The 10,644-nt window shown below is 49.2% G+C and carries 10 protein-coding genes; 3 read left to right on the top strand and 7 right to left on the bottom strand.

Annotated features, from left to right (window positions below):
- Positions 1-153 precede the first annotated feature (153 nt).
- A complete protein-coding gene (locus tag GCU44_RS22725; protein ID WP_394366511.1) occupies positions 154-1,653 on the bottom strand; it encodes a peptide MFS transporter in 1,500 nt (499 codons plus the stop codon).
- 207 nt (positions 1,654-1,860) lie between these two features.
- On the opposite strand from GCU44_RS22725, the gene GCU44_RS22720 reads away from it, so the two are divergent.
- Positions 1,861-2,295, top strand: a complete 435-nt coding sequence (locus GCU44_RS22720; protein ID WP_092178107.1) for a peptidylprolyl isomerase — start codon at positions 1,861-1,863, stop codon at positions 2,293-2,295.
- A 19-nt stretch (positions 2,296-2,314) separates the two neighbouring features.
- Here GCU44_RS22720 and GCU44_RS22715 read toward each other — a convergent pair whose 3' ends face one another.
- The 4 genes from GCU44_RS22715 to GCU44_RS22700 all read right to left on the bottom strand — a co-directional run bounded on the left by GCU44_RS22715 (position 2,315) and on the right by GCU44_RS22700 (position 6,047).
- Positions 2,315-3,598, bottom strand: a complete 1,284-nt coding sequence (locus GCU44_RS22715) for a NupC/NupG family nucleoside CNT transporter (RefSeq protein WP_154859682.1) — start codon at positions 3,596-3,598, stop codon at positions 2,315-2,317.
- Positions 3,599-3,712: 114 nt separating this feature from the next.
- Positions 3,713-4,330 carry a bifunctional nuclease family protein gene (locus tag GCU44_RS22710; protein ID WP_092178214.1) on the bottom strand — a complete coding sequence of 206 codons (618 nt, stop codon included), beginning with the start codon at positions 4,328-4,330 and terminating at the stop codon, positions 3,713-3,715.
- Between the two features lie 6 nt (positions 4,331-4,336).
- Complete coding sequence (locus GCU44_RS22705) at positions 4,337-5,302, bottom strand: electron transfer flavoprotein subunit alpha/FixB family protein (RefSeq protein ID WP_154859681.1); 966 nt, start codon at positions 5,300-5,302, stop codon at positions 4,337-4,339.
- 13 nt (positions 5,303-5,315) lie between these two features.
- The gene (locus tag GCU44_RS22700) at positions 5,316-6,047 is read right to left on the bottom strand and encodes an electron transfer flavoprotein subunit beta/FixA family protein (RefSeq protein ID WP_154859680.1); all 732 of its coding nucleotides are present in this window, start codon (positions 6,045-6,047) and stop codon (positions 5,316-5,318) included.
- 170 nt (positions 6,048-6,217) lie between these two features.
- On the opposite strand from GCU44_RS22700, the gene GCU44_RS22695 reads away from it, so the two are divergent.
- On the top strand, positions 6,218-6,544 hold the full coding sequence (locus GCU44_RS22695; protein WP_092178212.1) for an enzyme of heme biosynthesis: 327 nt from the start codon (positions 6,218-6,220) through the stop codon (positions 6,542-6,544).
- Between the two features lie 84 nt (positions 6,545-6,628).
- On the opposite strand, the gene GCU44_RS22690 is transcribed toward GCU44_RS22695, so the two are convergent.
- The gene (locus GCU44_RS22690; protein ID WP_154859679.1) at positions 6,629-7,627 is read right to left on the bottom strand and encodes a quinone oxidoreductase family protein; all 999 of its coding nucleotides are present in this window, start codon (positions 7,625-7,627) and stop codon (positions 6,629-6,631) included.
- A gap of 164 nt (positions 7,628-7,791) precedes the next feature.
- A complete protein-coding gene (gene dnaB / locus GCU44_RS22685; protein WP_241685075.1) occupies positions 7,792-9,348 on the bottom strand; it encodes a replicative DNA helicase in 1,557 nt (518 codons plus the stop codon).
- 333 nt (positions 9,349-9,681) lie between these two features.
- Between dnaB and GCU44_RS22680 the strand changes: the two genes are divergently transcribed.
- Positions 9,682-10,485 carry a 3'-5' exonuclease gene (locus tag GCU44_RS22680; protein ID WP_092178095.1) on the top strand — a complete coding sequence of 268 codons (804 nt, stop codon included), beginning with the start codon at positions 9,682-9,684 and terminating at the stop codon, positions 10,483-10,485.
- Positions 10,486-10,644 lie beyond the last annotated feature (159 nt).

Here is a 10,644-nt window from a genome sequence, read left to right as displayed (position 1 = left end):
AAAGCCTAAAAGTGACTATTTTCGGGGTTTTTAAATTAAATTACCTCTATTTAATTCATTGGATATCAGTTTTTTAGGGATTCAGAAAGAAGCCCTAAAAAAAGGCCGGTTTCGCAAAACCGGCCTTTTTTTGTGCATTTTTTTCGATGTAGACTAGTGGATTTTTCCCATCAGTCTGCGTATAGGTTTGGAAACGAGCATCAGCACAATACCCGCACCCGCTACTGTGTACACGATCAACAGGTACTGCTGGGGCATGTTGGCCAATGCCTCTTCCGTCCCTCCACTCGTACTTCCGGCAATCCGTCCGGCCACCAGATTCCCCATGGCAATGGACAAAAACCACATCCCCATCATTTGCCCGGCAAACCTTTTAGGAGCCAGTTTGGTCGTAAGACTCAGACCCACCGGACTCAGGCTGAGTTCACCAAAGGTGTGGAACAGGTAGGTAATGACCAGCCAGGAAGGAGCAGCCAGATTTCCGGATGCCGCTATTTTTGCTGCAAAGTACATCACCAAAAATCCAATTCCCAGAAATAACAGTCCAATGGCGAATTTCAGGGGAGAAGAGGGCTCCAGGTTTTTCCTGGCCAGGGCTACCCACATGGCCCCGAAAAATGGTGCAAATAGAATGATAAAGATACTGTTTACCGATTGAAAATACCCGGCTGGAATCTCCCAACCCATGGCCATCCTATCCGTAAATCGCTCTGCAAATAGATTCAACGAAGACCCGGCTTGTTCAAATCCGGACCAGAATACCGCTGAAAAGACGAAGAGAATCATGATCACCAGTACTTTCTTTTTCTGTGCCGTATCCAGTCCGCCAAAGAGCAATACGTATCCAAAAAACAGCAAGGCTACAATTGCTATCACTGTATTAGAAACCCCAGCAATGGCTACAGGATCCACTGGGATGACCTGCAAGAAAAACAACAGGACCAGCACCACCACCAATCCCAGTACCAGCCAAACGCGTTTCTGCAGGCGCCCCAGGGCGTCTCGCTGGGCAGGCGATTCCGCAACCACGGCCTCCCCCACTCCATTTAGGTACTTTCCGGTCCATTTGTATTGGACCAATCCCATCAGCATCCCAAAACCGGCAAGCCCGAACCCCAGGTGCCAGTCGTAAACGGCCAGGGTACTGCAGGCAATGGGCGCCAGAAATGCCCCCAGGTTGATCCCCATATAGAATATTGAAAATCCGGCATCTCTTTTGGGACTATTTTCTGGATACAGCTGACCTACAATGGAACTGATGTTTGGCTTCAGCAGACCCGTTCCGAAGACGATCAATACCAGGCCCAGAAAAAAGGAGGGCAGATCCCAGGCAGCTAGCTGTCCGGGAGCAGCAGGATTTTCTGCCAGCAGCGAAAAAACGCCGGGCAGTGCCATCGTAAAATGACCAATCGTAATGATAATTCCCCCGTACCAAACGGATTTCTTCAGGCCAATCAACCGATCCGCTACCCAGCCGCCGGGGAGTGCCAGCAGGTATACGGCCATGGAATACAACCCGTAAATGGCCCCGGATGTCTGATCATTAAACCCCAGTCCTCCGGAAGCGATCGGAGCAGTCATAAACAGAATCAGCAAGGCGCGCATGCCATAGTAGCTAAACCGCTCCCACATTTCCGTAAAAAAGAGGGTCATCAGTCCTTTGGGATGTCCAAACAACTGGGGGCCTTCGAATTCCAGAATATCTTCCGGAGCGTTGTGTTTCCCTACAAACTGGTCTTCTTTTCTCAAGTTACATTAGTTTAGATGGAATTTTCAAAAAAGCAAGGGGCACGAATTACAAGTATAGCATGATACTAGCATAAAATCAGTATTATTGCAAAAAAAACAAACGATACGTTCATGAAAACCGGAGAAATTCAAACCGAGAAGGGCACCCTGAAAATTACCTTTTACGAAGAAGACGCCCCAAAGACGGTGGCTAATTTTGTCGAACTCGCCCAAAAAGGCTTTTACGATGGGCTCACCTTTCACCGGGTCATACCCGATTTTATGATTCAGGGAGGATGCCCCAACGGCACTGGAACAGGAGGACCTGGGTACCACATCGATTGCGAGTTGGATGGGGAACTTCAGTATCATGACCGGGGGGTATTGTCCATGGCGCATGCGGGCAGAAATACCGGTGGCTCCCAGTTTTTTATCTGCCACAACCGAAAAAATACCCAACACCTGGATCGAAACCATACTTGTTTTGGTAAAGTTACCGAGGGATTGGACGTCATTGATCAGATCCGGGGAGGCGATACGATCACCAAGATTGTAATTCACGACTGAACCAGCCTCTCACAGTACGTTAAAATAGCGCCCCGGCCACAGTTGCCGTCATCAGACAAGCAATGGTAGCGGCCAATAATGCACGCATGCCCAGTCTGGAGAGGTTTCCCTGCTGTCCGGGCGCTATACTTCCGATTCCACCAACCTGAATGGCGATGGAGCTGAAATTGGAAAACCCACACAGCGCATAGGTGGCAATAACAATAGACTTTGGTGACAGCGTCCCCGCAGTTTTCATCTCGGCTAACCCCAGGTAGGCTACAAACTCGTTAATTACCGTTTTTTGCCCCAAAAGAGAGCCAACGGCAAGGGTATCTTTCCATTCCACGCCGATGATCCAGGCAAATAATCGAAAAATCTGCCCCAGCAAATACTCCAGCGAAAGTCCCTCAAACGTACCGTTGGTAGAAGCCGCCACCAGGGCATTCAGGCCGGAATATTCCCCGATAATCCCGGAAAGAAAATAATTCAAAGCGGCGATGACGGCAATAAATGCCAACAGCATGGCGCCCACATTCAATGCGAGTTTAAGTCCCTCCGAGGCACCTCGGGACATCGCATCGATCAAGTTTACATCCGTCACCTGGCCGCTAATGTGTAAGCGGTCATTGATACCATCTTTGGTGTCCTCGGGTAGTATGATCTTGGAAATAACAATCGCCGCCGGCGCGTTCATGATACTGGCTCCCAATAAATACGTGGCAAATCGGGTCTTTTCTACCGGATCATCTCCCCCCAGAAAAGCCACGTATCCGGCAAGCACGCCTCCCGCAATGGTGGCCATGCCACCGGTCATCAGGCACATGAGCTCCGATCGGGACATGGTGGGAATAAACGGCCGCACCAGCAAAGGCGCTTCGGTCTGGCCCAGAAAAATGTTTCCCGCAGCAGAGAGGCTCTCCGGTCCGGACAGGCGCATGGTGCGTGCCATTACCCAGGCAATGCCAAACACCACTTTTTGGAGAACACCCAGGTAATACAGCCCGGCAGAAACCGTGGAAAAGAAAATAATCGTGGGTAATACCTGAAAGGCGAAAATAAATCCAAACGAGTCACTGGCCAACTCCCCAAATAGAAACGTGGCCCCTTGCTCCGAAAAACTAAGAAATGTAACAAATCCCGCACTGACCTTCGTGAAAACGGCCGCTACAACGGAAACTTTGGTGATCAAAATACCGAAAACAGCCTGCAACCCAATGCCAATACCTACCAATCGCCAATCGATTTTTTTCGAATTCGCGGAAAAAAGGCTGGCAATAAAGACCAGGGCCACAATTCCCAAAGCACCTCTTACATAATCCATTTTAGGCAAATTTTAGCAGTATAACTAGCCCATGTTGGACCCGGTCTTCTTCGGTGACTTAGCGCTGCTTGTTTCGGGAAAACAAACTAGCCAGCAGCATCCTATCCCCTGCACTTAATTTCTCCGGTTGATCTCATCCCGCAAACGCGCCGCTTTTTCGTAATCCTCGTTCGTTATGGCTTTCTCTAATAATTGATTCAATTTGTCCAGACTAAAATCCTTGAGGGAAGCTTCTTCCCGGGATTTGCTCTTTTCTTTGGGGCCACCCTTTCCGGTAGCACTACCGGAAGCCGCTTCTTGTTCTCTTTTTTCGTCTTCCTCCGTAAACTCGATCGCTGCTTCCGCCATTACCGTGCTGGCACAGTATATTGGCGCATCAAACCTGACCGCAATGGCAATGGCATCCGAGGGACGCGCATCAATTTCTACTTTTTTGAACGAACTCTGGCACATGATTTTTGCATAAAAAACCCCCTCCCTCATGTCGGAGATCAATATGTGATCCACTGAAAATTGAAAATTGGATGCAAAGGATTTGAATAAATCATGGGTCATCGGCCGGTTGGGAATGATTTTTTCGATTTCTATCGCGATGGCCTGGGCCTCAAACATGCCGATCACGATCGGCAACTTCCGCCTTCCCTCAGATTCTCCCAAAACCAGTGTAAATGACCCTGATTGGGTGCTATTGGATGATAAACCCAAAATTTCTAACTCAACAGTATTATCCACGGTCAATTAGTTTAGTGCCTTAATCGCTTCTGTCAATTTTGGGACGATTTCAAATGCATCCCCAACTATGCCATAATCCGCAGTCTTAAAGAAGGGAGCCTCCGGATCTTTGTTGATAACAACAATATTTCGCGAAGCATTCACCCCGGCCAGGTGCTGTATCGCTCCGGAGATGGCCACTGCCACATACAGGGAAGGGGCTACTTTCACCCCGGTCTGCCCCACGTGCTCGTGGTGCGGCCTCCACCCAGAATCGGACACTGGCTTCGAACACCCCTTTGCCGCGCCCAGGGCAGCGGCAAGATCTTCAATTAGCCCCCAGTTTTCCGGTCCATTAAGACCACGTCCTCCGGAGACGACGATATCCGCTTCCGGTAATAACACCTCTCCGGTAGCCTTTTCTGCCCCAGTAATTGTTGCGGCAAAAACCTCGGGTGGAAGATCCACCGTCAGTTGTTTTACCGCTACGGCTGCTCCGCCGGTTTTTACCGGTTGAATGTTTTTCTTGATCGCAAGAATCTTGTTTTCGGTATCAACACGGGTGGCCACAAAGGCCTTGCCCGTAAAAATACTTCTTCTAACGACAAAGCCTGCTGTCAAATCGGGTTGATCCACCACGTTGGTGACCAATCCTGCGTCCAATTTTACTGCCAGTCGGGCGGCTACCGCATCTCCCAGGGATGACTTGGCCAGCACCAGGGTTTTCGCACCAACGATACGGAATACCTCCGCTATCACGGAGGCATGGGCCTGTATTACCCCGGCATCAAGTCGCTCATCCGCTACCTGATAAACGGCCGAGGCACCCGACTGCCCGAGGCGATCCCACTCGGTGCCTTCCAGGCTACCCAGCCCTACAGCACTTACTGCTGCCCCAGTCTTCTCACCCAGCACAGCAGCATAGGAAACTGCTTCCAAGGAGGAGCTTTTGATTCTACCCTGATCTTTTTCTATGTATACTAATATTGACATTTCTTTCGGTTATTTAAAGTATTTTGGCCTCGTTTTTTAACAGGTCAACCAATTCTTCCACCGTATTCACCAGCTTTACAGCTTCCTTCGCAGGAGGCAGGCTGTAGGATTCGACAGCTGTGTTGCTCGTTGCTTCTACAGGCGCTACAGCATTCAGCGGCTTGCTTCTTGCTGACATAATGCCGCGCATGTTTGGTATTTTCCATTCGGCGATGGGCTCCTGACAGCCAGCGATAACGGGCAAATCAACGCTTATAAACTCTTTCCCTCCCTCAATTTCACGAGACATTTTTGCCGTTCTTCCATCAATTTCCAATTTCATCACCGGCGATATCGAAGGTATCCCCAGCAACTCACCCACCATGCCGTGTACCATGCCTCCGTTGAAGTCAATGGATTCCCTGCCCATCAGAATCAGGTCGTACGCCCCTTCTTTGGCAAGGTGCGCAATTTGCCGGGCCACAAATACCGCATCCTGGGGAAAAGCATCCACACGGATGGCCTCGTCCGCGCCAATAGCCAACGCTTTTCGTAAGGTGGGTTCCGTCTCTTTTTCACCAACATTGATCACCGTGATCGACCCTCCGGTCTGCTCTTTCAACTCCACCGCTCTGGCAAGTGCGTAATCATCGTAGGGACCAATAATGAACTGCACCCCCGCTTTGTCGAGTTGCTTGTTGTCATCGGTAAATCTAATCTTTGACGTGGTATCAGGCACATGCGTGATACATACCAATATTTTCATCTGTTTCTAACTGTTTTAGAGTTGCTACATAGCCTCTCCCGATACAAAATCGGGATAATCTTTGACGATTAAAATAATCATTGCCCGGTGTGCTTACTGATGATTTTAATCGCATCGATTTCATCTATTTTTTAATTAAATTTGTCATTGCAGAAACCAAACGCAACACCATGGAAAAACATGACCGGGTCAAGGAACTCGTCACCTATATGGAAGAAGAACCTGACAACCCTTTCAATATTTACGCGTTGGCTTTGGAATACCAAAATCAAGACAAAGAAAAGGCTTCTTTTTATTTTAACAAACTATTACGCGAACATAAAAGCTATCTTCCCTGCTATTACCACGCCGCTAAGTTATTCGCAGAGCTGGGGCTACCCGAGCAGGCGGAATCTACTTTTGTGGCAGGGATACAGCTCGCAAAAACACAAAACAATACCCACGCCCAGCGGGAATTGGAAAATGCCTATTTCAATTTTCAGGTCGAAAACGATTGATGCAACAACCTCCGGGGAAACCGGCAGCTCCGTCTATTTTCTTCGCTACCCTGAACCTGGAGCCGCTTGCTACCATTTCGTACCCTAGATTTGCAGGACGAGCTTTCCCAATTGTTCGGTTTTTTCCATTTTATCGAAGGCACGTGTGGCCTCCGATAGGGAAAAAACCCGGTCTATGGTTGGCTGAATGCTGTAATGACTCACCAAATCGAGCATTTGCTCGAAATCCCGATCCGAGCCCATGGTAGATCCCTGCAACCGTACCTGCTTCCAAAACAAATTTCGGGCATTCACTTCCTTTACCGTACCGAGGGTAGCCCCGTATACCACGATGCTCCCCCCAGGACGGACCAGCTCCAACAGGTCGTTGATCGTCGAGCCCATCGCGCTATCGATGATCAGGTCAAAACCGTCGCTGTTACCTTTTGCTTCTTCTACCCAGGACTCGGAATGGTAGAAATATCCGGCTTCCACGCCCATTTCAAGCGCCTTTTCCAGCTTCCATCCGGAGCCACTGCTGACGGCGACCCTTGCGCCACTGGCGAGGGCAAATTGAACCGCTAGCTGGGCTACGCCACCGCCGAATCCGGTTACCAACAACCGATCCCCCTTTTTTATTTGTCCCTGATAGAACAGCGCCCGGTAGGCAGTGAGTCCAGCGAGGGGAAGGGCCGCTGCATGGACGCTATCCAAATGAGCTGGAATCTGATGCACACGGTCTGCTGGAACGCAACAGTATTCGGCAAAGGTACCGTGATCCGGCATTCCTAAAATCCGGAAATCGGGCTGCTGGGCAGATTGATTGTCTCCCCAATTAAGCGCCGGATTGATAAGCACCTGCTTTCCAATCCAGGATTTGTCTACTTTTGACCCGATATCGACTACTTCACCTGCGCCGTCTGAACCCAGGATTACGCCGTCTTTCAAATTGGGATACTTTTGCTCCCGGCACCATTGGTCCCGATGATTCAGGGCCGCGGCGTGTATTCGCACCTTCACCTCCTTCGGTCCCGGTTCCGGTTCCCGAAGTTCGGTGTAGGCGATTCCATCGCTATGGGTACTGTCTAAAACAATGCACTTCATTCCGTTATGATTAGGGTTAAAGAAAATACTCGCCCGGACGCGAAAACCGCGCCAGAACTCGGTGGAAAATGCGGAGTTTGCCGGCATACATACCGGCCTCAGCTATAGGGGATTTCGAATTCGCTCATTTTCCGCAACGCCGGCAACTGACTACTAAAACCGAATCAAAAGGGCGCCTTGTCGTCACCAGCGGGAAAGGGGTTTTCGCCGGGACTGTCGCCATTCGCCTTGCTTCCCATGCGCACCATTCCCGAATCGTCAAAGCCTTGTCCCCCGGCACTGCTGGGAAATCGGCTGCCGTAGAGCGCATCTTGTGCCTGGTAAGGTACATTTAGGTCAAGATCCGTAAACTTGGTGTATTTTCCAATAAATCGAAGCTTCACACTTTCCAGAGACCCATTTCTATGCTTGGCAATGATCACCTCTCCGACTCCAGACGTGCTATTGCCATCTTCGTCTTCGGTAATGCCGTAGTATTCGGGCCGGTATAAAAACATGACAATATCCGCATCCTGCTCAATCGCACCCGACTCCCGGAGGTCGGAAAGCTGCGGGCGCTTGTCGCCTCCCCGGGTCTCAACGGCCCGGGATAGCTGAGATAGGGCAATGACAGGTACATTGAGTTCCTTGGCGATTTTTTTCAATGCCCGGGAAATACTTGAAATCTCTTGCTCCCGATTGCCCCCGTGATTTCCTTTGCTGTCTCCCGACATCAATTGCAAATAATCGACCACGATGAGTTGCACGTCGTTTTGCGCCTTTAAGCGCCGGCATTTTGCACGGAGCTCTAAAATCGACAGGGCCGGCGTGTCGTCAACAAACAAGGGTGCCGCGGTAAGTTTTCCCGTTTTATGAATCAATTGTTGCCATTCGTAATCGGCCAGATTTCCTTTTTTTATTTTTTCGGAATCCAGCTCTGCCTCTGAACTGATCAATCGATTGACCAGCTGCAGGGAAGACATCTCCAGGGAAAAAATGGCAACCGGTCGGTTGTGGTCTACCGCAGCATTTCGCAGAACCGACAGGACAAAGGCAGTCTTCCCCATAGCCGGTCGGGCGGCAATGATGACCAGGTCCGATTTTTGCCACCCGGAGGTGACCCGGTCCAAGGCAGTAAAACCCGAGGGTACTCCGGTGAGCCCGTCCTTCTGCCCTTTTTTACTTTCCAACTCCACGATGGCTTCCCGCATGATGGACCGCATGTCCATGTAATTCTTTTTGATGTTATTTTCAGAAATCTCAAAAAGGGATTGCTCCATTTTATCCAATAGTTCAAAGACATCCGTGGTATCTTCAAATGCTTCCTTCTGTATTTCGGAAGATATCCGAATCATGTCCCGCTTCATGGCCTGTTCCGTGATAATCCGGGCATGGTACTCGATGTTTGACGCAGAAGAGACCTTAGAAGTGAGTTCGGTGATGAAATAAGCCCCTCCCACCAACTCCAGTTTTCCATTTTTCCGTAGTTGATTCGTCACGGTGAGCAGGTCAATGGGTTCGCCTGCGTTGAAAAGATCCAAAATGGCTTCGTAGACCATTTTGTGCGCGTCTTTGTAAAAGCTATCGGCCGAAAGTATGTCCACCACCGCTGTCAAGGCATCCTTTTCCAGCATCAACGCACCCAGTACGGCTTCTTCCAAATCAATGGCCTGAGGGGGCAATTTACCCAGGGCGGTATGAGGCTCTGCCGGCCTCCTCCTCAATCCCGCACTTCGCTCCATTTTACTACTGTTTTTTTCCGCCATAGTCACAAAAGTACCCCTTTCGGGCTAAAGTTTTTGAACAACTTATACACGTTGTTATCCACAAAACGACAAACCCTACCTGAACAACCAATTGCCACCAAAATATATTCCCCAATGGTCGACTATTTTTTTACCCATTTCCGTTTTGCTGGAGCTAAAAGGAAAGTGCCGTAAGTAAAGCGATAAAAATCCCTATCTTTGCACAAAGGATTGCCGGCAAACTTGTCTTTTTTTGGCAGGAAATGCGATTTGGAGTGGGTTACTCCCCTGTAGTCCGCAATCCTTTTCATGCTACTACTTGTATAAAAAATGAAATTGAATTTAACGACTCCCATTGCTTTTTTTGACCTTGAAGCTACTGGAATCAACATTTCTACCGATCGAATCGTCGAAATTTCCATCTTGAAATTGTTTCCCGACGGGCAAAAGGAGCTTAAGACCATGAAACTAAATCCGACAGTGCCCATTCCCCTGGAATCCTCACTGATCCATGGAATTTACGACAAGGACGTGGCCGATGCACCGACCTTTAAAGACGTAGCCCGGGACCTGTTCCGTTTTTTCGAAGGAGCCGATCTGGCAGGATTCAATGTATTGAAATACGATATACCGCTGCTGGTTGAAGAATTTTTACGGGCGGGCATTGATTTTGACATTGAGAGGCGAAACCTGCTGGATGCGCAAAAAATATTTTTTATGATGGAAAAGCGAAACCTGGCATCCGCCTATAAATTCTACTGCGGCAAAGTATTGGAAAACGCACACAGTGCGGAAGCAGACACCTTGGCTACGTACGAGGTGTTTAAAGCCCAAATTGCCCGGTATGCGGGAGAGGAAATGGAAGACCTGCAAGGAAACCGGGTGGGAATCATGGAAAACGACATGAAGAAAATCCACAACATGATCAACGAAAAAATGGTCGACCTGGCGGGAAGGTTCGTGTTTAACGATAAAGGAGAGGAATGCTTCAATTTCGGCAAGCAAAAAGGCAAACCCATTGCGCAGGTGCTGAAGGAAGAACCGGGGTATTACGACTGGATGATGAAAGGAGACTTTCCGCTTGATACAAAGCGAAAACTCACGCAGGTTAAGCTCCGGGGATTTAATAGTTGACCGGTAGCCCGGCCTTTTCGCTACTGTCCCAATAAATCTGCAAATGGCGAGGGGTAAAGCGGGCTTCTTGGAAAATCCAATAAAATTTGACCACGCAGGATGAAACTATATCCTTCGTGGTTTTTTTATGATTATTTGCTCTGATCGACAGTACAATTC

The organism is Cyclobacterium xiamenense, from assembly GCF_009467825.1.
GTDB lineage: Bacteria > Bacteroidota > Bacteroidia > Cytophagales > Cyclobacteriaceae > Cyclobacterium > Cyclobacterium xiamenense.
Note: the sequence above shows the minus strand (reverse complement) of the source record. Positions and strands in the feature narration are given on the sequence as shown.

Excerpts from the sequence above, each read along its gene's own strand:
- dnaB (WP_241685075.1), bottom strand. The coding sequence starts at position 9,348 with ATGGAGCGAAGTGCGGGATTGAGGAGGAGGCCGGCAGAGCCTCATACC.
- GCU44_RS22720 (WP_092178107.1), top strand. The coding sequence starts at position 1,861 with ATGAAAACCGGAGAAATTCAAACCGAGAAGGGCACCCTGAAAATTACC.
- GCU44_RS22695 (WP_092178212.1), top strand. The coding sequence starts at position 6,218 with ATGGAAAAACATGACCGGGTCAAGGAACTCGTCACCTATATGGAAGAA.
- GCU44_RS22715 (WP_154859682.1), bottom strand. The coding sequence starts at position 3,598 with ATGGATTATGTAAGAGGTGCTTTGGGAATTGTGGCCCTGGTCTTTATT.
- GCU44_RS22725 (WP_394366511.1), bottom strand. The coding sequence starts at position 1,653 with ATGACCCTCTTTTTTACGGAAATGTGGGAGCGGTTTAGCTACTATGGC.
- GCU44_RS22690 (WP_154859679.1), bottom strand. The coding sequence starts at position 7,627 with ATGAAGTGCATTGTTTTAGACAGTACCCATAGCGATGGAATCGCCTAC.
- GCU44_RS22680 (WP_092178095.1), top strand. The coding sequence starts at position 9,682 with ATGAAATTGAATTTAACGACTCCCATTGCTTTTTTTGACCTTGAAGCT.
- GCU44_RS22705 (WP_154859681.1), bottom strand. The coding sequence starts at position 5,302 with ATGTCAATATTAGTATACATAGAAAAAGATCAGGGTAGAATCAAAAGC.
- GCU44_RS22700 (WP_154859680.1), bottom strand. The coding sequence starts at position 6,047 with ATGAAAATATTGGTATGTATCACGCATGTGCCTGATACCACGTCAAAG.